Origin of the sequence: Brucella sp. IR068, assembly GCF_049065885.1 — a bacterium.
GTDB classification, from domain to species: domain Bacteria; phylum Pseudomonadota; class Alphaproteobacteria; order Rhizobiales; family Rhizobiaceae; genus Brucella; species Brucella intermedia.
In genome coordinates, this window is record NZ_JBAKHE010000003.1 from 335,574 (window position 1) to 359,780 (window position 24,207).

The window sequence follows — 24,207 nt, forward strand, 5'->3', positions numbered from 1 at the left end:
CGACATGGCCAAGATAGGCTTCATCGGACTGGGGATCATGGGCACGCCGATGGCGCGTCATCTGCAGGATGCCGGACATCAGATCGTCACCTCGAGGTTCAATCCTCCGCCGCGTCAGGAACTGATCGATAACGGTCTGCAAATCGTGGATACGCCGAAGGCCGTCGCGGAAGAATGCGATACGGTTATTCTCATGCTTCCCGATACGCCGCAGGTGGCCGAAGTCATCTTCGGTGAAGGCGGCGCAATCGGGGGGCTCGGCAAAGGCAAGCTGCTCATCGACATGAGCTCGATATCGCCCATCGAGACGAAGGAATTCGCAAAGAAAGTCCGCGCAACGGGCGCCGAATATATCGATGCGCCGGTTTCGGGCGGCGAGGTGGGCGCGAAGAACGCCAGCCTCTCCATCATGGCAGGTGGTTCGCAGGAATCGTTCGACCGTGCGCTGCCGCTTCTTAAGCTTATGGGCAAGAACATCACCCTCGTCGGCGATTGCGGCGATGGCCAGACGACCAAGGTTGCAAACCAGATCATCGTTGCGCTCAATATCGAAGCCGTGGCTGAAGCACTGGTCTTCGCTTCCAAGGCAGGCGCGGACCCGGCAAAGGTGCGCGAAGCCCTGATGGGTGGCTTTGCATCGTCCCGCATTCTCGAAGTGCACGGCGAACGCATGATCAAGCGCACCTTCGATCCGGGCTTCCGCATTTCCCTGCACCAGAAGGATTTGAACCTTGCACTGCAAGGCGCGAAGGCACTCGGCGTTTCGCTGCCGAACACGGCCACGGCGCAGGAACTGTTCAACTCCTGCGCGGCGCATGGCGATGACGGTCTCGACCATTCGGGTCTGGTACGTGCTCTCGAGAGGATGGCGAACCACGACGTGGCTTGACGTCTCAGGCGAACTCTCTGGAGGGAGAGGGCGGAGCTGGCTGCTTGGAGGAGGTAGCCGGCTCCATTGATTTTAGATCTCGGGCGGGGAATAGTGCCGCCGTTAACACGCCAGCATCGGGAAACTCATGTCTGCCATCACCGATCCCAAGAAGTTTCTGACCAGCCTGTTCGACGCAGCCGTTGCGGCTGCCGATCCAGAACTGGTGATCCGCGCCAATCTTCCGGCCAGGCCGAAGGGACGAACGATTGTCATCGGCGCGGGCAAGGGATCGGCGCAGATGGCGGCGGCTTTCGAGCGCGCCTGGGCTGAAAAACACGATGCCCCGCTGGAGGGCGTGGTGGTCACGCGCTATGGCTATGGCACACCTTGCCAGCGTATCGAGATCATCGAGGCCGCGCATCCGGTTCCCGACGAGGCGGGGCTTCAAGCCTCGAAGCGGCTGTTCGATGCCGTGTCCGGCCTCACGGAAGACGATCTCGTGGTGGCGCTTGTCTCGGGCGGCGGATCGGCGCTGCTGCCGTCGCCGCCGGAAGGTCTGACGTTGCAAGATGAGATCGCCGTCAACAAGGCATTGCTCGCTTCCGGCGCGCCGATTTCGGCCATGAATGCGGTTCGCAAGCATCTGTCGACGATCAAGGGCGGCAGGCTCGCTGCCGCCGCGCATCCGGCAAAGGTGTTCTCGCTGGTCGTTTCGGATATTCCCGGCGACAACCCGGCCTTCGTCGCTTCCGGGCCGACCGTGCCGGACACAACCAGTCGCGACGAGGCCTTGAAGATCATCGAACGCTACGGGCTCGAACTGCCACAGGCAGCGCTTGATCACATCACGAACGAAGCCGCCCATGCGCCGAAGCCGGACGACGAGGTTTTCGCTCGAAACGAGGTGCGCGTGATTGCTTCCGCTGCCGTCTCGCTGGATGCGGCGGTGAAGGAAGCCCGGCGTCATGGTGTGGAAGCGGTGATCCTGTCCGATTCAATGGAAGGTGAGGCGCGGGAAGTGGCACATGTTCATGCGGCGATTGCCCGCGAAGTTGCCGACCGCGACCGCCCGTTCAAGAAACCCGTGGTCCTTCTGTCGGGCGGCGAAACGACCGTCACCATTCGCGGCAAGGGTGGCCCAGGAGGTGGCAAAGGTGGGCGCAACAGCGAGTTCCTGTTGTCATTCGCGCTCGACATCGATGGCTATGACAACATCCATGCGCTCGCCGCCGACACGGACGGCATTGACGGCTCGGAAGACAATGCCGGAGCCTTTGCCGATGGTTCCACGGTTTCGCGCCTGCAAAAGGCGGGCGAGGATGGCGCGGCGCGTCTCGCCAACAACGACGCATGGACGGCATTCGACGCCATCGATGATCTGTTCGTGCCGGGGCCAACCGGCACGAATGTCAATGATTTGCGGGCTATTTTGATAACGGACTAGTTTCGTCGTCCAGCAGGATGCGGTTTGCCGCGCCGTCGAGATCCTCATACTGGCCGTTTTTCAACGACCAGAGAAAGGCGACGAGGCCGAGCAGGCCCAGAAACAGCGCGATGGGAATGAGAAAGATAAGTCCGCTCATTTGTGCGCTTCCTTGATGACGGCAACAGGCGCGATGGTCTTCTGCGTCTGCTGCTTTTGTTTTCCGGCGCGCAACCGCAATGCGTTGCTGACGACCACGATGGACGACAGCGACATTGAAAGCGCCGCCACCAGCGGGGTGACATAGCCGAAAATCGCGATCGGCACGGCTATGATATTATAGCCGATGGAAAGCGCAAAGTTCTGGCTGATCAACCGGCCCGCTTCCTTTGATACGGCGAAGGCAAGCGGCACTGCCGACAGGCTTTCACGCAGGAAGACGAAATCGGCTGCATTGCGGCCAATATCGGCTGCCGTCGCGGGCGCCATGGAAACATGGGCCGCGACGAGGGCGGGGGCGTCGTTCAACCCATCGCCAACCATCAGCACCTTGCTGCCTTCGGCTGACAGTTTCTGCACCAGTTCCGACTTGTCGGCAGGCAGCACTTCCGCCCGGAAATCATTGACGCCGAGATAACCGGCAAGCCTCTCGACGGCAGGCAGGCGGTCGCCGGAAATGATGCCAAGCTTCAGCCCGTTGCGCTTCAGTGTGGCGATGGCCCCCGCAGCGTCCTCGCGCGGGCTGTCTTCAAAGCGGAAGGTTTCAACCAGCTTGCCATCGATGGAAAGACAGGTCTCGGGGCCATCGGCATGAACCATCGTGGCGCTGTCGTCCGCCCAGTCGCGCTTGCCAAGCCGATAGATGGAACCGTTCAGTTCTGCTTCGATGCCTGCGCCCGGCACTTCCTCGATGCGGGTAAAGGCGGTCATCGGCTTTGCGCCCGAGAACAGCGCCAGCGCCCGCGACAGCGGATGGCGCGAATAAAGCGACAACTCGGCTGCGATCTCCAGATTATGGAGATCGATTGCGTCTGCATCGATCAGCCTCGGCTGGCCGAGCGTCAAAGTGCCGGTCTTGTCGAAAATGGCAGTGTCCACCTCGGCCATCCGCTCCATGGCGGAGCCGTCCTTGATCATGATGCCGTTTTCAAACAGGCGCCGCGCCGCAACTACCTGCACAATCGGCACCGCAAGGGCGAGCGCGCAAGGGCAGGTGATGATGAGGGTGCAGATCGCGATATAGATCGAGCGATACCAGTCCCCGCCGGTGTAGAACATCCAGCCGACGAAGGCGAGGAAGGCGATGGTGTGGACCATCGGCACATAGAGTTCGGAAGCGCGGTCGGCAAGACGACGGTAATAGGCGCGTCCGCCTTCTGCGACGTCCATCAGCCGCACCATTTCAGCGAGGAAGGAATCCTTTGCTTTCGCCGTCGCCCGAATGACGAGCGGCGTGGAAAGGTTGAGCGTGCCCGCGCGAATGTCGGAGCCCGGACCGACAGGCACGGCATCGCTTTCACCCGATGCAATGGCGCAATCGAGTTCCGAACGGCCTTCCTCTACCTTTGCATCAACGGGTACGCGCTCACCTGCTGCAAGGATGATGCGCATGCCGGGGCGGATTTCGTTGACCGGCAGGTAATTGCGTTGGTTATCATCGCCGATCACCACCGCGCCGCGGGAGCCAAGCTGCGCCAGACCTCGGACTGCGGAACGGGCGCGGGCGCGCATCATGTAGTCGAGCGTGCGGCCGATCAGCAGGAAGAACAGCAAGGTCACCGATGCATCGAAATAGGCATGCTGGCCATGATGCAGGGTTTCATAGACACTCATGCCAAAGGCAAGCGTGATGGCAAGCGCAATCGGCACATCCATGTTGACGCGCTGCGCACGCAGCGCATTCCATGCGGAAACATAGAAAATCCGGCCCGAATAGATCAGCGTCGGCAGGGCGATGAGGCCGGAAATCCAGTGGAACATATCGCGTGTCGCCGCATCCGCGCCCGACCAGACGGCGACCGACAAAAGCATCACATTGCTGGAAGCAAAGGCCGCGACGCCAAGCGCGATCAGAAGCCGCGTGAAGGTCGGGTCTTTCTCCTGCGCCATGTCGAAGATATGCGCTTCGTAACCGAGCCTGCGAAGCGGATCGACCACATCGGGCGGCGTCTCGCCATCCTTCCAGCGCACGGTCACACGGCGGCCGGTGAGGTTGACGCGGACATAGGCAACCCCTGTGATCTTGCCGAGCGTCTCTTCGATATTCTTGATGCACAGGCCGCAATGAACGCCGGGAACCGACAGGTCGAGCTGGCGAAAACCGTCTCCAAGCGCGCGGCTTGCGACCTGCATTTCATCTGCCGAGACGGCCTGAACGACGGTCGCTATCTGTGCATTCTCGACGCAGCAGCTCATAGCATTCTCCCATCCTTCACCAGAACGCGGATGATATGGCGATAAGGGTCTTCAAGACCCGCATCTGCATTCACTTCCATGATCCACGCGCCCTCGCCAAGTTCCAGCGGTGCGGTCAGCATTCCGGGCTCGCGGACGCTCAGCGTGACCTTGGTATCGTTCACGTCACCGACCGGACGCTTGAACTCCACCGTACCGCCGGTCATGGCGACGGCCTTTCCTTCATGGTCGGCGAGCCGCCAGGTGAAGATGCCGTTCTCATAAGCCGGCTTCGACTGCCAATTCAGCGCAGCCTGTTCCTTGCCGGTCTGGGCCTTGTCATTGAATTCCTGGCTGGCGACATAGGTGTTCTGCACCACCAGCCCGCTCCAGCTATGGATCGCGTTATAGGCCATGGTCAGGTTGACGGCGATAATGACGCCGAAGAAAGCGACCATGATGCCCAGCATGTGCCAGCCGGTGAACGTGCCTGCGGTTTTCGACTTGATCGACATTATCTGCCCTCCGGTGCCATGAAAGTTGCCTTGTAGCGTGCGTGTTCCGCGCCGTCCGCGTCACGCACTTCGATTTCATAGTCCTGGCGATGTTCGGTAATCGCATCATGCGGCATGGTGACGAACACGCGCAATGTCTTCAGGCGGTCCGGCTCCACCGGCACGTCGTAATTGCCATCCGCATCGGCGGTTTCGTCCTGAACGGTCAGCGTTGCGCCCGGCAGGCCCTCGATGGAAAGGCGGAAGGTGCGCGGCGTCGGGATCATGTTGAGCAGCTTGACCGTGTAACCGTTGCGGATCGAACCGTCCGACAGAAGCACATATTGCGGGTTGCGGTCATGCAGCACGTTGATACCGATGCGCTGGCGCGTCGACAGCGAGATGACGAGCGTCAGGCCGATCAGCGCCCATACGGCGAAGTAGAACATGCTGCGCGGGCGCAGCACCTTCTTCCATGACAGGTTCTGCACCTTGTCCGAGAAGCTGTTCTGCGCCTTGTAGACGCGGGCGGGATCGATCGGCGCCGTGCCGTTATTGGTCGCGAGCGCCATGTTGGCGTTGTAATCGGCCAGCGTCGCATAGGAGATGAGGCCGCGCGGCTTGTCGATCTTGTCCATGACCGTATTGCAGGCATCGATGCACAGCGCGCAGGTGATGCATTCGAGCTGCTGCCCGTCGCGAATGTCGATACCCATCGGGCAGGCGGCCACGCAGGCATTGCAATCCACGCAATCGCCCACGGTTTCACCAGCGGCAATCGCCTTCTTGGAATGGCGGGAGCGCGGCTCGCCGCGCCAGTCATTATAGGTGACGGTGAGCGAATTTTCGTCCAGCATTGCGGCCTGAATTCGCGGCCACGGGCACATATAGGTGCAGACCTGCTCGCGCATCAGCCCGCCGAAAACATAGGTGGTGCCGGTGAGGATGGCGACGGTGAAATAGGCGACCGGCGCTGCCTGACCGGTCACGAAATCCATGAGCAGTTGCGGCGCGTCGGCGAAATAGAAAATCCATGCGCCGCCGGTCAGCACGCCGATCAGCAACCAGATGGAATGTTTGCTCACGCGCTTCCACAGCTTGTCGAAGGTCCATGGCGCCTTGTCGAGCTTCATGCGCGCATTGCGATCGCCTTCGATGGCGCGTTCGACGACGAGATAAAGATCGACCCAGACGGTCTGCGGGCAGGTATAGCCGCACCAGGCGCGTCCCGCGACGGAGGTCACGAGAAACAGACCAAGGCCCGCCATGATGAGCAGGCCCGCGACGTAGTAGAATTCCTGCGGCCAGATTTCGATGAAGAAGAAATAGAAGCGCCGATTGGCAAGATCGATCAGGACCGCCTGATCCGGCGCATAGGGGCCGCGATCCCAGCGCAGCCATGGCGTCAGATAGTAGATGCCGAGCGTAATGAGCATGACAATCCACTTGAAGCGCCGGAACTCGCCCTGCACGCGCTTCGGAAAAATCTTCACCCGCGCCGCATAAAGCGATTGGCGGGTTTTGGGGGAGTTGACTGCCTGAACGTCAATGCGTTCGACATCGTCTGACATTTTTTTGCTCCTGCCGCACTGGGCCTTCGGCAAGCTCAGAGGCTAAAGGGGAGTAGGGGAATAGGGGAGTAAGGGAGCATGAGAAGAGGGAGTGTCGTTTCGGACGTTCAAAACCAAAACATACTCCCCTATTCCCCTACTGCCTTACTCCCGTCTCTTCATTCGCCGCCGCCCAAGGAATGGACGAAGATGGCAAGCTGCTTGACGGTTGCGTCTCCGAGGCGTGTTTCCCATGCGGGCATGACGCCGTGCTTGGGATGTGAGACCTGACGCACGATGGCGTCCTCGCCGGAGCCGTAGAACCAGATGGCGTCCGTCAGGTCCGGTGCACCGAACTCGCGCAGACCCTTGGCATCCGCGCCATGGCAGACGGCGCAGTTCTCTGCGAAAACCTTCTTGCCTTCCGGCACCATGGCGGGGTTGTGCGGCGTGCCGGAGAGGCTCACCACATAGGCGGCGACATCGCGGATCTGCTGCGGTTCCAGAACGTCGACAAAGGCGGGCATTTCGGAAATCCGGGTGTCGGCATCGTCCTTGGAGCGCACGCCATGACGGATGGTCGTCAGGATGTCGTCGATCGAACCGCCCCACAGCCAGTCGTCATCATTGAGGTTGGGATAGCCGGGCGCACCTTGCGCGCCAGAGCCGTGGCACTGCACGCAATTGACGCGGAAGGCGGCAGCGCCACCGGCAATCGCATATTGGCGCAGGTTTTCATCCGCCAGAATTTCGTGGACGTCCTTGGCCTTGATCTGGTCGATGATGCCCTGCCGCTCGCTGTCGATGCGTGCGGTTTCTTCCCAGAAAGCGCCGCGGCTCGACCAGCCGAGCATGCCGCCGGTGGAACTTGAGATCAGCGGCCAGGCCGGATAGGCGATCACATAGGCAAGCGCCCAGAAGATCGTCGCGTAGAATGTCCACAGCCACCAGCGGGGCATAGGATTGTCGAGTTCCTTGATGCCGTCCCATTCGTGGCCGGTGGTCGCTACGCCGGTTACTTCGTCGATTTGCTTGTCAGTCATTTGCGTCATCCTTGAAAGGAATGTCCTTCGCGTGGTCGGCTATCTGCTTGCTGCCTGGCCGGAAGGCGTAGAGAACGACGAAGAGAAAAAAGAGCGCCATGCCGAGCAGACCCCAGCTATCGGCGAAAGTGCGCATGGTGTTGTAATCCATCGCTAAATCTCCGCTTTATCTCGCTTTGGGGGACTGGTCGTAGGTCGAGAAATCGACGAGCGTTCCGAGCATCTGGAGATAGGCGATGAGCGCGTCCATCTCCGAGATCATCTGCGGGTTGCCGTCGAAATCGCCGACCTTGGCCTTGGGATAGCGTGCCTCGACGCCGGTCGTGTCGGCATCCGGCGTGGCCTGTGCCTTCAGATCGTCAAGCGCGTTGTCGATCATTTCCTGGCTGTAGGGTACGCCGACCGCCGCATTGGCTTTCAGATTGGCCGCAATGTTGGAAGCCTCCAGCGGACGGTCCTTCAGGAACGCATAGCTTGGCATGACCGATTCCGGCACCACGTCGCGCGGACGGACAAGGTGCTGCACGTGCCACTCGTTCGAATAGCGGCCGCCGACGCGGGCGAGGTCAGGCCCCGTGCGCTTGGAGCCCCACTGGAACGAATGGTCGTACATGGATTCCGCAGCCAGGCTGTAATGGCCGTAACGTTCCACTTCATCGCGGAACGGGCGGATCATCTGGCTGTGGCAGAGATAGCAGCCCTCACGCACATAGACGTCGCGGCCCGCGAGTTCCAGCGGCGAGTAGGGGCGCATGCCCTCCACCTTCTCGATGGTGTTCTCGAGATAGAAGAGCGGTGCGATTTCAACGATGCCGCCGACCGTGACCACGGCGAGCGATGCGATCAGCAGCAGCGTTGCGTTTTTCTCCAGCTTGGAGTGGTTCTTTAGTATCGACATAAATCACACGCTCCTTATTCGGCAGGCTGCATGGTCGCACCGGCTACAGTCCGGGTGCCGCCCATCGGGGCTTCGTTGCGCAGATTGCCACGAATGGTCTGATAGACGTTCCAGGCCATCACGAAGCCACCGGCGAGGTAGAGCACGCCGCCAAGCGTACGGATGACATAGTAGGGGAACATGGCGAGCACGGTTTCCGCGAAGGAATAGACGAGGAAGCCCTGATCGTCGTATTCGCGCCACATCAGGCCCTGCTGGATACCGGCAACCCACATGGCAGCCGCGTAGAGAACGATGCCGAGCGTCGCCAGCCAGAAGTGCCAGTTGACCATGCGGATCGAATAGAGCCGCTGGCGGTTCCACAGCTTCGGTGCGAGATAATAGACGGCGGCGAACGAGATCATGCCGTTCCAGCCAAGCGCGCCCGCATGAACGTGACCGATGGTCCAGTCCGTATAGTGCGACAGCGAGTTGACGGCCTTGATCGACAGCATCGGGCCTTCAAAGGTCGCCATGCCGTAGAAGGCGATGGCGGCAACCATCAGGCGGATGATCGGATCGGTGCGGACCTTGTCCCATGCGCCCGAAAGCGTCATCAGGCCGTTGATCATGCCACCCCAGGACGGCATCCACAGCATGATGGAGAAGACCATGCCGAGCGTCTGCGCCCAGTCGGGAACGGCGGTGTAGTGCAGATGGTGCGGCCCGGCCCAGATATAGAGGAAGATGATCGACCAGAAGTGCACGATCGACAGGCGGTAGGAATAGATCGGACGCTCTGCCTGCTTCGGCACGAAATAATACATCATTGCCAGGAACGGCACGGTGAGGAAGAAGGCGACGGCGTTGTGCCCATACCACCACTGCGTCACCGCATCCTGCACGCCCGCGAAGGCGGAATAGCTCTTCACGCCGAGGAACGAGACAGGGATCGCCAGATTGTTGACGATATGCAGCATGGCGATGGTGATGATGAAGGACAGGTAGAACCAGTTCGCCACATAGATATGCGGCTCCTTGCGCTTCAGGATCGTGCCGAGGAAGACGACCAGATAGGCGACCCAGACGATGGTGAGCCAGATGTCGACATACCATTCCGGTTCCGCATATTCACGGCTCTGCGTGATGCCGAGCAGATAGCCGGTCGCGGCCATCACGATGAAAAGCTGGTAGCCCCAGAACACGAACCATGCCAGATCGCCGCCGATGAGGCGGGCGCGACAGGTACGCTGCACGACATAGAAGGACGATGCAATCAGCGCATTGCCGCCGAACGCGAAAATCACCGCAGATGTGTGCAGCGGGCGCAGGCGGCCGAAGTTCAGATAGGGTTCCAGATTGAGATCGGGAAAGGCGAGCTGCGCGGCGATGACGACGCCGACCAGAAAACCGGTCACGCCCCAGAAAACCGTTGCGATGACGCCGTAGCGGATTGGGCCGTCCATATAGGCGGACTGGTCGACCTTTTTGGGCGTCAGGCCGTAATTGGCATTCCGCATCAGAAGAATGGTGAAGATGGCCAGTGTAGCGAACAGAATCCACATATGGGTTCTGAACAGCTCATCATGGGAAAATCCGGCCAGAAGCACAGCAAAAAGTGCCCCCAGACCGGAAAGGACTGTTCCAGCGGCGTAGTTCATGAAATCCCCTCGCAGCGCATGACAAGAGCCGCCTCGGATGAGGCAGCAATAGCGATAGGTTCGCTATCTGCGCTCGGGGAGCAGGTGTCATTGATCTAAATCAAAGACACGGGCTCAAACGCCTGAAAGCAGGGGAATGAGCCTTGTTCGATGCGCGCCGTGGTTCCGTTTCAGATGGCCGTCATCCGACGATGGTGCCCGGCACGATGATCGACGCGCTTAAGCCCCCTTGCGGGCGGTTTTGCAGCTGCAATTCCCCGCCCATACGCTCCACCGCCATTTTCACGATGGGAAGCCCAAGGCCGCTGCCGGTTTCATTGCGATTAGCGCCGCGGAAGAAGCGCTCGGTCACGTGCGGCATTTCGCTTTCGGGAATGCCGGGCCCGTCATCCTCGACGACCAGCTTGAGCTTGTCGGCTGAGGCTTCAAGGCGGCAGCGCACGGTGCCGTTGCCCGGCGAGTGGTTGACGGCGTTTTCGATCAGGTTGCGTGCGGCAAGCGTGAAGAGGTGCGGGAAGGGCATCTGTACCAGCGGCATGTTGCCCGGCAGCTCGATGGAAACGCCGCGCTGCGCCGCAAGCATCCGCATGTCGGTGGACACCGCAACGAGAAGCTGGCACGCCGGTTCGCATGCCGGTGCTTCAATGTCGTCTCCGGTTTCGAGTGCGGCGAGGTCCAGAAGCTGATTGGTGAGACGGGTGGTGCGGTCGACCCCCGCCGCGATCTGGCGCACCGCATTGACGCGCATTGTTTCGTCCTTTGCGCTTTCGGCAATCTGCGCCTGCGTCTTCAATCCGGCGAGCGGCGTCTTCAGTTCATGCGCGGCAAAGATCGCGAAATTGCGCTCACGCTCGCGCGCCTCCTCGACGCGTTGGAAAAGCCCGTTCAGCGCGGTGACGGCAGGCGCAATCTCCTTGGGCAGGTTGTGTTCGGGCAGTGGCCGCAAATCCTGCGCCTGGCGCTTTGAAAGCACGGATGCAAGACGGCTCAGCGGATTGAGACCGCGCCGTACGCACAGCCAGATCATGAGCGCCAGAACGGGCAGCATCAACAGCGCGGGCAGCACAAGCCCGGTCACGACATTCTGCACCAGCCTTTCGCGAACGCTCAGGCTGTCGCCGACCATGACGCGCAGGCCGAGCTGGGTATTTTCCACCGCGAACACGCGCCAGCGGTCGCCCGCAACTTCCGTATCCGAAAAGCCGTTCGCGATATTAGTGAGCCGCACGCCGGGCGCGCTTTCGGAACGTCCCACAAGCTTGCCGTCGAGAGCCCATATCTGGCAGAAAAGCTGCCGGTCATAGAGCGGAAAATCGGGCATCGGCTTCAACGACAATTGCCCGCCATCTCCATCCGGGCCAACCGCGACCCGATGGTCTGTCAGAAGCGAGTTGACCATCCGCGCGGCTTCCATCAGGCGCGCATCGAGCACTTTTTCAAGCTGTGACTGGGTGCTGATATGGATCCACACGACCGCGAAAAGCCAGACGACGCAGGTGACGCCGATCAGGATGCCGGTGAGACGGCTGCGAATGGAATTCATGTCCTTGCTCCCGCCAGCCGGTAACCGACCCCGCGCACGGTTTCGATATAATCGGAGCCAAGCTTGGAGCGCAGGTGGTGGATATGCACTTCCACCGCGTTGCTCTCCACTTCCTCCTGCCAGCCGTAAAGCGCTTCCTCCAGCGAGGATTTGGAGAAGGTGGCGGCGGGCCGCTCCATCAAGGTGCGCAGGATCGAGAATTCGCGCCGGGTCAGCCGCACGGGTTCGCCGTGGAAGCGCACCGACATCTCCGCCGGGTCCAGTTCCACGCCGCGCCATTCAAGCAGGGCATTGGCGCGTCCTGCGCCGCGCCGGGCGACGGCGCGCACGCGGGCCGCAAGCTCATGCAGGTCGAAGGGTTTGCCGACATAATCGTCCGCACCGGCATCGAGCCCCGCAATGCGCTCGGGCACCTGATCGCGCGCGGTCAGCAGCAGAACCGGCGTCTCGTCGCGTCCGCGCCGCATGGATTTCAGAATATCGAGGCCCGAGCCATCGGGCAGCATCAGGTCGAGCACCACCGCGTTATAGTTCTGCGCGGCAAGCGCTGCTTCCGCGTCGCAGCAGTTCGACACGGCATCTACGGTGAAGCCAGCAAGCCCAAGCCCTACAGTCAGTCCGTCGAGAAGGATCGTGTCGTCTTCCACCACGAGTATGCGCATGAGTTCCTGTTTCTGCCTTTATTGGTGTTTAACCCCGCACGGGCTTTTCCCTGCGCCAGCTTAAGGCTGCCTTAAGGTGGCGGGGACATTCGCCATTTGCAACATGATCAATTTGTCCGAATCGAATTATGCGGAAAATCGTAATGCGTCTCCTTGCGGGCCTCGCCAGCTTGTTCATCGGTTTGTTCCTCGCACTCGCCCCGGCCTCGGCGGCAAACCCGCTGCCGGTCGATCAGGCATTCCGCCTGAGCGTATTGAAGGACACGGATGGCCGGCTGGTACTCAACTGGCGGATCGCGGACGGTTATTATCTTTATCGCGACCATATAGCGGCGAAGGACGGGCAGGGAAATCCGCTTGCCGTCGACACGCAGCCCGGACAGCCCAAGGACGACCCGAATTTCGGGCGGCTTGAAGTCTATTACACCCACGCCACGGCAAGCGTGAAGGCGGATACAGAGCCGCTGGAACTCACCTATCAGGGCTGTCAGGAAGACGGCATCTGCTACCGCCCGGAAACCAGGACGGTCGATCCGGTCACGCTCGCAGTTTCGAGCGAGAAGGGCCAAAAGGCCAAGCTGCTGGCGCAGACGCCGACCTTCACACCGACCTTCACACCGGCTGCGGTGCCAGCCGCTCCACCAAAGGCGGCATTTGCCCTTGCACCCGAAAAGGGCATGGTCGAGGGGCTGGTGGATCGTGGCGGCACCGGGCTGGTGATCGCGGCATTTCTGGCTTTCGGCGTGCTGCTTGCTTTCACCCCTTGCGTCTTTCCCATCTACCCCATCCTTGCCGGAACGCTGGCGCGTGAAGGGGAGAAGCTGACCGCAAAACGCGGCTTCGTGCTTTCCGCCACCTATGTCGTCAGCCTGGCGCTGGGTTTTGCCGTGGTCGGCGCAATCGCAGGCTGGTCGGGACAGAACCTGCAGATGGTGCTGCAATCGAAATGGACGGCACTCGTGCTGGCAGGATTATTCGTGCTGCTCGCGCTCTCCATGTTCGGCCTCTTCCAGATACAGCTTCCCAATTCATGGGTCAGCGCGATTTCGTCGCGGACTGGTCCCCATGGCCAGCAGCGGACAGGCTCGAAGCGGTCGGCTGCCATTCTCGGCTTTTCGTCCGTGCTGATCGTCGGCCCTTGCGTTACGGCGCCACTTGCAGGCGCGCTTATCTATATCGCGCAGACTGCCAATGTCGCGCTTGGCGCTTCCGCGCTCTTTGCGCTCGGCATCGGCAAGGGATTGCCGCTCATTGCCTTCGCCACGCTTGGCGCTGGCACGCTTCCGCGCGCAGGCGCATGGATGGAAACGGTAAAGCAGATCTTCGGCTTCGGTTTTCTCGCGACCGCGATCTTCATGGCGGCTCCCCTTCTGCCGCCGGGTGTCGATATGGTGCTGTGGGCGCTCCTGCTTTTCGGGACCGCAAGTTTCGCATTCCTCAAAATTCCGGGACGCAGCGTTGTCGCCCGCACCATCGGCACGGCGGCATTCGTCTACGGCGTCATTTTGATGCTCGGCGTGGCTTCGGGCGGAAAAGACCCGTTGCAACCGCTGGCCGCATTCGGTAACCGTGGCGGCAACCAGAATCTGGCCGCGCTGCAATTTGCGCCGGTCGAGACTGTTTCTTCCCTTCAGGAGAAACTTGGCGAGGCGCGCGGCGACAAGCCGACGCTTGTCTATTTCACGGCGGACTGGTGCGTAAGCTGTTCCACCGTGGAGCGCCGGGTTTTGCCCGACGCTGGCGTGAAGAAGGCGCTGGAAGGTTACCAGCTTGTCAAGGCGGATATTTCCGAGCTCACAGCGGGCAATGCCGACCTGATGGCAAAGCTCGGCGTGGCCGGGCCGCCGACGATGATCTTCTTCAATCGCATCAGCAAGGAACCGGAGGGAACCAGACTGGTGGGCGATATCACGACCGCTTCCATCGAACGTTCGGTCGGTCTTGTGAGCGCTGACTAGAGCATTTCCAGCAAAAGTGCGAAGCGGTTTTGCGTTGGATAATGCGTAAAGACAAAGAGATAGAGCATTTCCAATAGTTCTGGAGAATGCTCCGGCGACAAAGGATGTAAGGATTTCAAGATGGCCCGGGGGCAAGAGAATTGACTGTATCGATTCACAAACAGAACGCGCGGAAATCACTGCTGCGGATGGCCGTGGTGGCCTGTCTGCCTTTTGTTGCCGCGGCATGCACGACCGCATCTGCGGAGCGGCCCATCGCCGTCACCATGCCGCAGCCGGTGGCCTTCAGGCCCGAGCCTGTTGCAGCCGAACCCGTGAGCCAGCCTGCGCCGGAAATGCAGACGGCGAAGAGTGAATATGAGATCATGTATGGCGCGGTGAACGACCGCGGCAATCTCATTCCCGCACTTGATGTCAGTAAGATCGCGGATCGCAATCTGCGTCGGGAAGTTGACTATGCCACGAACGAGCCGGTGGGCACGATCGTGGTTGATCCCTATGCGCGCTATCTCTATCTCGTGCAGCCGGGCGGCAAGGCAATCCGTTATTCGGTGGGGGTCGGTCGCGCCGGACTGACCTTCTCAGGCGATGCCAAGGTTGCCTACAAGTCGCAATGGCCGCGCTGGACGCCGACAGCCAACATGATCAAACGCAATCCGGAGCATTACGCAAAATACGCCAATGGCCTCGAAGGTGGCATCCGCAACCCGCTCGGTGCCCGTGCGCTCTATCTCTATCGCGATGGCAAGGACACGCTTTACCGCATTCACGGCACCAACGAGCCATGGTCCGTCGGCAAGGCTGCGTCGTCCGGCTGCATCCGCCTCTACAATCAGGACATACTCGATCTCTACAAGCGCGCCAGCGCCGGTGCGCGTGTCGTGGTGTTGGATAAATCCCAGTCTGAAGCAAAGTCGGGCAAAGGAGCAAGCTCATGATGAATCGTCGTCAGATACTGGCCGCAACGGCGGCGGGCGCCGCAACGATAGCGATTTCGGGCGGCGAGAGCCTCGCCCAGCGTGTTCCGACGGTTGCGGAAGTACTCTACGACAAGGAAATCCCGGTTCTGGGCAATCCTAACGGCAATGTCACCATTGTCGAATATTTCGATTACCAGTGCCCTTACTGCAAGAAGGGGCATGCCGAACTGATGCGCGTGGTCAGGAATGACGGCAATGTGCGCCTTGTCATGAAGGACTGGATCATCTTCGGCGACACGTCCGCCTATGCCGCGCGCCTCGTTCTGGCGGCGGAAAAATCCGGCAACTATGTAAAGGCGATGGAAGCGTTGATGGCGACGCCCGGTCGCCTTACGCCGGAACAGGTGGATGCGGCGCTGAAAAAGGGCGGACTCGATCCGGCGAAGCTCAATGCGGCCTATAAGGCTGATTCCAAGCGCATCAATGCCATTCTTGAGCGCAATATGGATCAGGGCGAAGCCTTCAATTTCGGTGGCACGCCTTCCTTCGTCATCGGCACCAAGCTCTATGGCGGAGTGATGAAGGAGCCGGAGCTGATCGAGGCGATCAAGGAAGCGCGAAAGTCTTGAACGGACACCGATGATGAAAGGGCGGAGTTGAAAGCTCCGCCCTTTCTGATTCAAAACGGATAATGCTGCGGGCCCTCGATGGTGATCCAGCGCAGGTCGGTAAATTCGTTGATGACGGCCTTTCCGCCGAAACGGCCATAGCCGGAAGATTTCACGCCGCCGAAGGGCATCTGCGCTTCGTCTGCGACCGTCGGGCCATTGATGTGGCAGATGCCGGTCGCAAGCTTTTTTGAAAGCGCCAGCGCCCTTTTCACATCCTGGCTGAAGATCGCGGATGAAAGGCCATATTCGGTGTCGTTGGCCACGCGGATCGCCTCTTCGGCATCCCTGACGCGGATGATAGGTTTCACCGGCCCGAAGGATTCCTGCGTGTAAATGTTCATGTCGGACGTCACGTGATCGATGACCGTCGCCTCAACGATGGAGCCTTCACGCTTGCCGCCCGCCAGAACCTTGCCGCCTTTCGACACGGCATCCTGGATGAGCGCATCCATGCGCTCGGCGGATTTGAGATCGACCAGCGAACCGAGCACGACATTGCCGCGCGGATCGCCAGCGGGTAGTGATCTTGCCTTGGCGGCAAGTTTTTCCGCAAAGACATCCGCCACCTTCTCATGCACGATAAAGCGTTCCGTGGACATGCAGATCTGGCCCTGATTCATGAAAGCGCCAAAAGCTGCCGCATCGACCGCCTGATCGAGATCGGCATCCTCCAGCACGATGAAGGGCGCCTTGCCCCCCAGTTCCAGCAGCACGGGCTTCAGATGCTCCGCGGCCTGTTTGGCGATGATCTTGCCGACATGGGTGGAGCCGGTGAAGTTGATGCGGCGGATGGACGGATGAGCAACAAGGGCCGCCACAATTTCCGGCGCGTCCTCAGGGGCATTGGAAATCACATTGACCACACCGGCGGGGAAGCCAGCATCGTTGAGTGTCTTGACGATCAGGTGATGAACGCCGGGGCAGGATTCGGACGACCGCAGGATAACCGTGTTGCCGCAGGCGAGGGCGGCTGCAACGGCGCGCACGCCCAGAATGACCGGCGCATTCCATGGCGCCATGCCAAGCACCACGCCAACCGGCTGGCGCACTGCCATGGAAACGATGCCGGGCTTGTCCGAAGGGATGATCTCGCCGGTGATCTGCGTGGTGAGCGCTGCCGCTTCGCGCAGCACACCGGCGCCGAGATGGACGTTGAAGCCCGACCAAGGCGCGGTTGCGCCGGTTTCTTCCAACATGAGGCGGATGAATTCATCGGCGCGGCTTTCCATCAGGTCAGCCGCCTTGTTCAGCAGTGCACGACGCTCGCCCGGCCCGGTATCCGACCAGCTTTCAAAGGCTTTCGCGGCAGATTTCGCAACCGCGTCGACATCGGCAAGGCTGGCCGCAGGCGCTGTAGTGGCGACCTTTCCGGTGACGGGGTCCTTGCGGTCGAATGTCTTGCCGGAAGCGGATGGTGTTTCCTTGCCATCGATGATGAAGCCGATTGTCGTCATGGTCTTCTCCCTGTTTACCTTTCATATCATGGTATAAAAGCTGGAAGCTTGCATGTTCCTTATTTGTGAACAGACTGTGCAACGGCGCCGTTTCGAATTTGAAAGCAAGCAGCGGAGTGTAGCTTCGACGCGGTGGCATTAGCCTTCCTTCATGCTCATATTGAAGGAATACGGACATGAACCTTATGACCATGAAGACCCACGACCCCGATGAAAGCCGCTGGCAGAAGGTGCTCGACCGCGACAAGGCGTCGGACGGGGCATTTGTCTATGCTGTGCGCACCACCGGCGTCTATTGCCGCCCGTCCTGCCCGTCGCGGCGCGGAAAGCGCGAGAACGTGCAGTTCTTCGACGGTTGCGAGGATGCCGAACGCGCCGGGTTCCGGCCATGCATGCGCTGCAAGCCGCATCTGTCCGAAACGCTGGCGACGCAGAACAGCACCCGCTATGCCGAGATGGTGGCCTCTGCCTGCCGTTTCATCGAAACGGCGGAAGAAGTGCCATCCCTTGAAGAAATAGCGGCTTCGGTAAAGGCAAGCCCGGCCCATTTCCATCGCATATTCAAGGAGTTCACGGGACTGACCCCGAAAGCCTATGCGGATGCGCATCGCGCGAGGAAGATGCGGGCGGCGCTCGATGCGCCGGAAATCCGCGTAACCGACGCCATCTATGATGCCGGTTACAATTCCAGCAGCCGCTTCTATGAGGCTTCGGATGGGATTTTGGGAATGACTCCAAAGGCTTACAAGCAGGGCGGCAAGAATGCGGATATCCGTTTTGCCATCGGCCAGTCGACGCTGGGCGCGGTGCTGGTGGCGGCGAGCGACAAGGGCGTCTGCGCCATTTTGATGGGTGACGACCCGGAAGAACTGATCCGTGACCTGGAAAAGCGTTTTCCGCAGGCCAATCTCATCGGTGCGGACCGCGATTTCGAGGATATGGTCGCCGAGGTGGTCGGTTTCGTCGAAGCGCCGCGCATCGGGCTCGACCTGCCGCTTGATCTGCAGGGAACCGCGTTCCAGCAACGCGTCTGGCAGGCTTTGCGAGAAATTCCGGTCGGTAAAACAGTAAGTTATACAGAAATTGCCGAGCGCATCGGCGCACCGAAATCGGTGCGTGCGGTGGCGCAGGCCTGCGCGGCGAACAAGATCGCGGTCGCGGTTCCGTGCCACCGCGTGGTGCGCAACGATGGCGGCCTTTCCGGCTATCGCTGGGGTGTCGAGCGCAAGCGCGATCTCCTGAAGCGGGAGGGCCAGGCATGAATAAAAATGAACCCATGCAGGGCCAGAATATTCCCGCCTATGACTGGCAAAAAATCGGCGCCGAACTCGACCAGTTCGGTGCCACAATTCTCGAAAACATAATTTCGCCACAGGATTGCCACGAGATTGCCGCAGGTTATCACACCTTGGCCGCATTTCGAACGGTGATTTCGATGCGAAAACACGGTTTTGGGCGCGGAGAATACAAATATTACGCAAATCCCATTCCTGCCTTAATTTGGAATCTGCGCCAGAAGCTCTATTTTCAGTTGGCTCCCATCGCCAATCGGTGGAGCGAAAGACTGGGATCGGATGTCCGGTTTCCGCCCACCCATGATGCCTTCCTGGAGCGGTGCCACGCGGCAGGGCAGACGCGTCCCACACCGCTCATCCTGCAATATGTCGAGGGCGACTATAATTGCCTGCATCAGGATATTTACGGCGATATCGCCTTTCCGTTGCAGGTGGCGATTTTGCTGTCCGAGCCGGAGAAGGATTTTACGGGCGGTGAATTCGTCCTGACCGAACAGCGCCCGCGCATGCAGAGCCGGGCCGAGGTCGTTCCGCTCCGGCAGGGCGACGGCGTGGTCTTCGCGGTCAATGACCGTCCGATGCAGGGGACGCGCGGCGATTATCGCGTCAAGATGCGGCATGGCGTCAGCCGCATCCGTTCCGGCAAGCGGCATACGCTGGGCATAATCTTTCACGATTCCAGATAGAGGTTGAAACCGGCGTTTCGATCGCCTTTGATCGCGGCTGGAGCATGATTCCGAAAAGTGGGAAACGGTTTTCGGATAAAAACATGCTCAAACAAAAAGTTTGGAGCGGGATAATGGTTCAACTTGAAAACACCACGCTCTGAGCGATCAAAGGAGTCGGATATGAGCGTGACCATCTACGGTATCAAGAACTGCGACACCATGAAGAAGGCGCGCACCTGGCTTGAAGACCATGGCATCGACTTTGCGTTCCACGATTACAAGAAGGAAGGGCTGGACGGCGAAACGCTCGACCGCTTTCTGAAAAGCGTTCCGTGGGAGCAGCTGCTCAACCGCGCCGGAACGACGTTTCGCAAACTGCCGGAGGAAGAACGCCAGAACGTTGACGCGGGCAGGGCGCGGGCACTGATGCTGGCGCAGCCTTCCATGGTCAAGCGCCCGGTTCTCGACAGGGATGGAGAGCTGACGGTCGGTTTCAAGCCGGACCAGTACGAAAACTTCTTCAAGCCTTGAGGCGGGAAAATGCTGCCATAGATAGCTGCCGGTAAGCAGATGGAGAAATCGATGCGGCAGCGCGCCAAGAAGATCGTTCAGCAATGGTCTGCGAGCTGGCGCGATTCCCTGATCGCTTCCTTTGCAGGCGGCGTCGCATGGCTGATCTGCCAGCTGCTTCTGGACCAGCCGAAACCCGTTTTCGCCATGGTGACGGCGGTGATCTGTCTGGCGCCGAACCTGCCCAACCACGGCAAGCAGGCGATCGGCGTGGTCGTCGGCGTCACGACAGGCGTGCTGGTCGGGGAGCTTTCGCTGCTTTTGCCCGAAACTGTTCCGGTCTTCCACACCAGCATCGTGACTTTCGTTGCCATGGTGCTGGCAACCTCTTTCGGCATGGCGCCTGCAATCGCCATTCAGTCGGGCGTTTCGGCGATTCTGGTTCTCGCCATGGGGCCGCAGGTCGCGGGCGTGACGCGGCTGGTCGATGTTCTGGTCGGGGCGGGCGTGGGCTTGCTGTTCAGCCAGATTTTGATGACACCGAGCCCGTTGCTTCTGATCGACAAGGCTGCTCGGGGCCTGCTCGACCGGCTGGCAAAGGGCCTGAAACAATCGGCCGTGGCGCTGGAAAAGCAGGACCCGGTGCGGGCGCAAAGTGCGATCAACCAGTTTACCTCGGCCCACCGGGCGGTGATCGCATTGGGCGATGGCATCGCACTGGCCCGCAGCAATGCGCGCTGGTCGCTGCGCGGGCGGCTGGTGGCGCGCGAGGTCACGGAAATGGCGGGCCGTTATGATCGGCGCGGCATCCGACTTTACGCATCGGCGCTGCTGTTCGGTGAAGCGCTGGGCAATGCGCTGCGCAAGAAGGAGGCGCCGCCGCCGCCATGGCTGATGGAAGCCTTGCAGGTAGTCATTGCCAATTGCGAGTTGGAGGAAGGGCAGGAGCCGCGCCGGATTCCGTCCATGCCGAAGGATATTCCGTTCGGCTGGCGCGATTGCGCGCACCGGCTGTCGTCGGTTCAGGACACGCTTCTGCACTTCCTGCATTCGGATATTCCCGACAGCGTTCCGGTGCCTGCGCAGCGGCAAAAGGATGAAGCCGCGGCCTGAAGATTTTCAGAAAAGCAGCCGCACCTGATGTGCCAGTTCCTCAGCCGCCTGCCCTGCGAGCAGGGGATGGCTTTGCCAGTCGTCGACAGCCGCGCCCCGATAGGCCGCCTGCGCGAGCGCAAGGGCTGCTGCGGTTTCGGGGGAAACAAGGGGCAGCGCCCATTCGGCGGCGGCGTCCTTCGGCACGAATGTTCCGGTTTCGAGCGTGTACCACATCCGCGCCAGCGTCAGCAGGACATTGCGCTCATCGCCTGCAAGGTTGCCGATAAGGGCAGGCAAGGCATCGGCAATCGCCCGTCGCACGTCTCCTTGCGGCACGGACGGCAGAAGATGCTCCCGCGTGGGGCCGACAAGGCTTATTGCTTCTTGGCCGGCTTGCGCGAGCACCAGTGTATATTCAGGGTCGGTATGGGCCTGCGGCACGATCCCGGCCTCGAATTCGTCACGCAGCCATTCTCCATAGATGAAGGCGCACCGCGCAGGATAGCGAGATGCGGCGAGGTCCTGCCGCAGAAAGAGCATCACCTCCAGGCATCGGGGCATTCCCGGGGCGACCGGGTGCCGGCCCGATATCTGCATCAGCCGATCAACGAGAAGCGCACTGGTTTCAGGTGCCGGATTCCGGTCACAGACCGCCAGCAGGTCGACGTCGCTGTTGGGGCGAAGGCCGCCATTCACGGCGGAGCCATGCAGATATAGGGCCTGCAAGGATGACCCCAGGCATTCCTGCAGGACGATCAGGGCCTTTGCCGCTTCTTCGGGGATTGCTGCGTGATTTCTATCCATCCGGTGTTGATACTGTTCCCGGGGGACATATACAACGCTGCTGGCGACAGAAGACCCTGCTTCTCAGGCCGCCGCAACTTCCCGCCGTTCCAGAATGCGGTCGATCAATCCCCATTCGAGACCCGCTTCCGCAGTCATGAAATTATCACGGTCAAGCGCGCGTTCCACCTCTTCATAGGTGCGGCCGCAATGTTCGGCGTAAAGACGCGTCATCAGCCGCTTGGTTCGCTGGGCTTCCTCGGCATGGATGAAAATGTCCGATGCCTGCCCCTGAAAGCCGCCGGAAGGCTGGTGAACAAGCAGGTTCGCATTGGGAAGGGCGGCGCGATGGCCGTGCTCCCCCGCCATCAGCAGGAAGGAACCCATGGAACGGGCCGTCCCCATGCAGAGCGTGTGCACCGGCGCGCGGACATAGCGCATCGTGTCATAGATCGCGAGGCCGCTGGTCACGACGCCGCCCGGCGAGTTGATATAGAGATTGATCGGCTGTTTGGAATTTTCCGCTTCCAGAAACAGCAATTGCGCGCAGATCAGCGCGGATACGGTGTCGTTCACTTCGCCATTGAGAAAGATGATCCGCTCGCGCAGCAGGCGCGAATAGATATCGAACGACCTTTCGCCGCGGCTCGACTGTTCGACGACCATAGGGACGAGTTGCATCGTTTCGCGCATGGGCGAACTCCTCTCTTCCAAAATCAGGATGTGGGTGCTTCAGGCGGCGCGCATGACCGGCATCCGGTTGCTGTTGGCGGCAACCGGTGCGGCATGTTTCACCCGCGCGTCGTTCAATTCGTGGATGACGCGCAGACAGGTGCCGCCGGAAATGCCCGGCACGATGCGGAACGTCACCATGCTTTCCAGAAAGGGCGGTTCGTTTTCCCGCATTCGGTAGCTGATCTCCTCGCCGGGCTTGCAGGACGCAGGTTCCGGGTCGGCCAGTGCCTCGGATGGAAGCCAGCTTTCGCGAAATTCCGGAATGCTGATCGCGCGCCAGACTTTCTGCGGCGCGGCATCCAGCTCATATTCCAGCTCTATCGCTTTTTCGCGGTGTTCTTCCTGCCGGTCGGTCATTGGTCCATATCCTTCAGCAAGGTTTTGAGAGCATCGATACGTTCCGGCCAATAGGCGCGGTATTTGGCAAGCCAGTTGGCGATGAGGGTCAGTCCGTTCGGATCGACTTCATAATTGACGAAGCGCCCCTCACGTTCCTCACGCACCAGTCCCGCGCCGCGCAACACCGCCAGATGCTGCGACATGGCGGGCTGGCTGATCTCCATCCCTTCCCGCAACGCACTGGCATTCATGCTGCCGGATGCCAGCTTCTCGAAGATCATCCGGCGGGTCGGATCGGCAAGCGCCCTGAAAACATCGTTGAATATATCGTTCTCATTCATGCCGTCATATAAGCATGCACTTATGCGATTCGCAAGAGAAACTTTTCGCTCGCTCAAAACGGGGGGGGGTGTCAGGCAAGTTTGTTCGCCGGCACCCAACCGAAAAATCCATTGGGCGCGCTGCACCATGCCCATCCATGCGTTTCTTCGATGACGTGGAGCATGGTACCTTTGTTGCAGGTCAGTTCCATCGCCGAGTAGTCGCGCAGAGTGATGACCGTATCATCCTTGACCATGATGCTGTTATCGGGAATCCACCCCGCACGGCCATCCGCTCCCACGGCCCACAACCACCGGTAGCCGTCCCAGATTTCGGCCTCTCCGGTCAGGGATACCGTCTGGCCTCGTGTGAAGGCGATGGGATCATCGTATGGTGCGACGTGATCTTCCAGCAGACGTCTGGCAACCGCCTTGTCTGGCATCGATCAATCCGCCGAATGAAACTGCATGGTGAAGACATTCCCGCCGATACCCTCTGCCAGCGAGGGCGCAAGTTTCAGCGGCGTGCATTTTTCAACCGCGTCGATAGCAGCGTTCACGAATGCCTTTTTCGCCTTGTCATCCCCCTGAACGTTGATCGCACTGGGGCGGGGCGGCCCCATCAGGCTGCCGTTGCGCTTGAAGCTGAAGCTGAGGGTCACGGCTGAATTCTTGCTGCCCGCAGGCGCAGTCCAGCATGCGTTCAGCGCGCTGCCCACATCATCCATGGTCTTCAGTTCCTGTGCCTGAACGGCTCCTGCGGTGGCGAACGTCAAGGTCGCCCACAGACAGAATTTCGACCTGTTCATCCTGATCCTCCATCAAGAGAGTGCAATAGATCTATTGTAGTTCTGCTCCTGCAGAGTTCAAATCCAACTCTGTCGTCGGGTTTCGGAGATCGGGCGGGGTTTCAGCGTCAATCCGTGTGATCGATCCGATCA

General features: G+C 60.3%; 26 protein-coding genes. 9 read left to right on the forward strand and 17 right to left on the reverse strand.

The genetic code is table 11. The features are described 5' to 3' along the window. The first annotated feature begins 4 nt into the window (after nt 1-4). Together ACOWVS_RS07310 and ACOWVS_RS07315 are read left to right on the forward strand one after the other, a co-directional pair. Entirely contained in the window at nt 5-889 is an 885-nt protein-coding gene (locus ACOWVS_RS07310) for a 2-hydroxy-3-oxopropionate reductase (RefSeq protein WP_021586201.1), read from the forward strand. A 127-nt stretch (nt 890-1,016) separates the two neighbouring features. Next, on the forward strand, nt 1,017-2,315 hold the full coding sequence (locus ACOWVS_RS07315; RefSeq protein WP_075041773.1) for a glycerate kinase type-2 family protein: 1,299 nt from the start codon (nt 1,017-1,019) through the stop codon (nt 2,313-2,315). Here ACOWVS_RS07315 and ccoS read toward each other — a convergent pair. The 10 genes from ccoS to ACOWVS_RS07365 all read right to left on the reverse strand — a co-directional run bounded on the left by ccoS (nt 2,296) and on the right by ACOWVS_RS07365 (nt 12,518). After that, entirely contained in the window at nt 2,296-2,454 is a 159-nt protein-coding gene (gene ccoS / locus ACOWVS_RS07320) for a cbb3-type cytochrome oxidase assembly protein CcoS (protein WP_021586199.1), read from the reverse strand. The two genes, ACOWVS_RS07315 and ccoS, sit on opposite strands and share 20 nt — an antisense overlap. Then, on the reverse strand, nt 2,451-4,709 hold the full coding sequence (locus tag ACOWVS_RS07325) for a cation-translocating P-type ATPase (RefSeq protein ID WP_075041772.1): 2,259 nt from the start codon (nt 4,707-4,709) through the stop codon (nt 2,451-2,453). The genes ccoS and ACOWVS_RS07325 overlap by 4 nt, the downstream gene beginning before the upstream one ends. After that, nucleotides 4,706-5,203, reverse strand: coding sequence for a FixH family protein (locus tag ACOWVS_RS07330; RefSeq protein ID WP_021586197.1), 498 nt, complete (start codon nt 5,201-5,203; stop codon nt 4,706-4,708). The genes ACOWVS_RS07325 and ACOWVS_RS07330 overlap by 4 nt, the downstream gene beginning before the upstream one ends. After that, a complete protein-coding gene (gene ccoG, locus ACOWVS_RS07335) occupies nt 5,203-6,753 on the reverse strand; it encodes a cytochrome c oxidase accessory protein CcoG (protein ID WP_021586196.1) in 1,551 nt (516 codons plus the stop codon). The genes ACOWVS_RS07330 and ccoG overlap by 1 nt, the downstream gene beginning before the upstream one ends. A 158-nt stretch (nt 6,754-6,911) precedes the next feature. After that, complete coding sequence (gene ccoP, locus ACOWVS_RS07340) at nt 6,912-7,775, reverse strand: cytochrome-c oxidase, cbb3-type subunit III (protein ID WP_021586195.1); 864 nt, start codon at nt 7,773-7,775, stop codon at nt 6,912-6,914. After that, nucleotides 7,768-7,926, reverse strand: coding sequence for a CcoQ/FixQ family Cbb3-type cytochrome c oxidase assembly chaperone (locus ACOWVS_RS07345; RefSeq protein ID WP_006466122.1), 159 nt, complete (start codon nt 7,924-7,926; stop codon nt 7,768-7,770). The genes ccoP and ACOWVS_RS07345 overlap by 8 nt, the downstream gene beginning before the upstream one ends. A gap of 15 nt (nt 7,927-7,941) precedes the next feature. Next, entirely contained in the window at nt 7,942-8,673 is a 732-nt protein-coding gene (ccoO, locus tag ACOWVS_RS07350) for a cytochrome-c oxidase, cbb3-type subunit II (protein WP_006466123.1), read from the reverse strand. A gap of 14 nt (nt 8,674-8,687) precedes the next feature. Next, the gene (gene ccoN, locus ACOWVS_RS07355; protein WP_006466124.1) at nt 8,688-10,313 is read right to left on the reverse strand and encodes a cytochrome-c oxidase, cbb3-type subunit I; all 1,626 of its coding nucleotides are present in this window, start codon (nt 10,311-10,313) and stop codon (nt 8,688-8,690) included. Between the two features lie 181 nt (nt 10,314-10,494). Further along, nucleotides 10,495-11,856: an ATP-binding protein gene (locus tag ACOWVS_RS07360; RefSeq protein WP_021586194.1), complete on the reverse strand. Its 1,362-nt coding sequence runs from the start codon at nt 11,854-11,856 to the stop codon at nt 10,495-10,497. Continuing rightward, nucleotides 11,853-12,518 (reverse strand): response regulator, encoded by a 666-nt coding sequence (locus tag ACOWVS_RS07365; RefSeq protein ID WP_021586193.1) that lies wholly within the window; start codon nt 12,516-12,518, stop codon nt 11,853-11,855. Before ACOWVS_RS07365 ends, ACOWVS_RS07360 begins: the two co-directional genes overlap by 4 nt. Nucleotides 12,519-12,661: 143 nt before the next feature. Here ACOWVS_RS07365 and dsbD point away from each other — a divergent pair, with 143 nt between their 5' ends. The 3 genes from dsbD (at nt 12,662) to ACOWVS_RS07380 (ending at nt 16,025) form a co-directional block, all read left to right on the forward strand. Then, complete coding sequence (dsbD, locus tag ACOWVS_RS07370) at nt 12,662-14,476, forward strand: protein-disulfide reductase DsbD (RefSeq protein ID WP_021586192.1); 1,815 nt, start codon at nt 12,662-12,664, stop codon at nt 14,474-14,476. Nucleotides 14,477-14,664: 188 nt separating this feature from the next. Further along, nucleotides 14,665-15,414, forward strand: coding sequence for a L,D-transpeptidase (locus ACOWVS_RS07375; RefSeq protein WP_075041771.1), 750 nt, complete (start codon nt 14,665-14,667; stop codon nt 15,412-15,414). Continuing rightward, nucleotides 15,411-16,025, forward strand: coding sequence for a DsbA family protein (locus tag ACOWVS_RS07380; RefSeq protein WP_021586189.1), 615 nt, complete (start codon nt 15,411-15,413; stop codon nt 16,023-16,025). Before ACOWVS_RS07375 ends, ACOWVS_RS07380 begins: the two co-directional genes overlap by 4 nt. Nucleotides 16,026-16,075: 50 nt before the next feature. Here the strand turns inward: ACOWVS_RS07380 and ACOWVS_RS07385 are convergent, their stop codons facing one another. Continuing rightward, nucleotides 16,076-17,521, reverse strand: a complete 1,446-nt coding sequence (locus ACOWVS_RS07385) for an aldehyde dehydrogenase (RefSeq protein WP_075041770.1) — start codon at nt 17,519-17,521, stop codon at nt 16,076-16,078. A 176-nt stretch (nt 17,522-17,697) separates the two neighbouring features. Here ACOWVS_RS07385 and ada point away from each other — a divergent pair, with 176 nt between their 5' ends. The 4 genes from ada to ACOWVS_RS07405 all read left to right on the forward strand — a co-directional run bounded on the left by ada (nt 17,698) and on the right by ACOWVS_RS07405 (nt 21,107). Next, the gene (gene ada / locus ACOWVS_RS07390; RefSeq protein WP_021586187.1) at nt 17,698-18,783 is read left to right on the forward strand and encodes a bifunctional DNA-binding transcriptional regulator/O6-methylguanine-DNA methyltransferase Ada; all 1,086 of its coding nucleotides are present in this window, start codon (nt 17,698-17,700) and stop codon (nt 18,781-18,783) included. Further along, nucleotides 18,780-19,502 (forward strand): 2OG-Fe(II) oxygenase, encoded by a 723-nt coding sequence (locus tag ACOWVS_RS07395; protein ID WP_021586186.1) that lies wholly within the window; start codon nt 18,780-18,782, stop codon nt 19,500-19,502. The genes ada and ACOWVS_RS07395 overlap by 4 nt, the downstream gene beginning before the upstream one ends. Before the next feature lie 162 nt (nt 19,503-19,664). Beyond that, a complete protein-coding gene (locus tag ACOWVS_RS07400; RefSeq protein ID WP_021586185.1) occupies nt 19,665-20,015 on the forward strand; it encodes an ArsC family reductase in 351 nt (116 codons plus the stop codon). A 51-nt stretch (nt 20,016-20,066) separates the two neighbouring features. Then, complete coding sequence (locus ACOWVS_RS07405) at nt 20,067-21,107, forward strand: FUSC family protein (protein WP_025089698.1); 1,041 nt, start codon at nt 20,067-20,069, stop codon at nt 21,105-21,107. Nucleotides 21,108-21,113: 6 nt separating this feature from the next. Here the strand turns inward: ACOWVS_RS07405 and ant(9)-Ic are convergent, their stop codons facing one another. The 6 genes from ant(9)-Ic to ACOWVS_RS07435 form a co-directional block, all read right to left on the reverse strand. Next, nucleotides 21,114-21,893: an aminoglycoside nucleotidyltransferase ANT(9)-Ic gene (gene ant(9)-Ic, locus ACOWVS_RS07410; RefSeq protein ID WP_021586183.1), complete on the reverse strand. Its 780-nt coding sequence runs from the start codon at nt 21,891-21,893 to the stop codon at nt 21,114-21,116. Between the two features lie 63 nt (nt 21,894-21,956). Further along, complete coding sequence (locus tag ACOWVS_RS07415; protein WP_021586182.1) at nt 21,957-22,565, reverse strand: ATP-dependent Clp protease proteolytic subunit; 609 nt, start codon at nt 22,563-22,565, stop codon at nt 21,957-21,959. 39 nt (nt 22,566-22,604) lie between these two features. Beyond that, nucleotides 22,605-22,964 (reverse strand): SRPBCC family protein, encoded by a 360-nt coding sequence (locus tag ACOWVS_RS07420; protein WP_021586181.1) that lies wholly within the window; start codon nt 22,962-22,964, stop codon nt 22,605-22,607. Beyond that, nucleotides 22,961-23,287, reverse strand: coding sequence for an ArsR/SmtB family transcription factor (locus ACOWVS_RS07425; RefSeq protein ID WP_021586180.1), 327 nt, complete (start codon nt 23,285-23,287; stop codon nt 22,961-22,963). The genes ACOWVS_RS07420 and ACOWVS_RS07425 overlap by 4 nt, the downstream gene beginning before the upstream one ends. Nucleotides 23,288-23,358: 71 nt before the next feature. Then, nucleotides 23,359-23,709: an SH3 domain-containing protein gene (locus ACOWVS_RS07430; RefSeq protein ID WP_021586179.1), complete on the reverse strand. Its 351-nt coding sequence runs from the start codon at nt 23,707-23,709 to the stop codon at nt 23,359-23,361. Nucleotides 23,710-23,712: 3 nt separating this feature from the next. Next, nucleotides 23,713-24,075 (reverse strand): hypothetical protein, encoded by a 363-nt coding sequence (locus tag ACOWVS_RS07435; RefSeq protein ID WP_021586178.1) that lies wholly within the window; start codon nt 24,073-24,075, stop codon nt 23,713-23,715. Between the last annotated feature and the right edge of the window lie 132 nt (nt 24,076-24,207).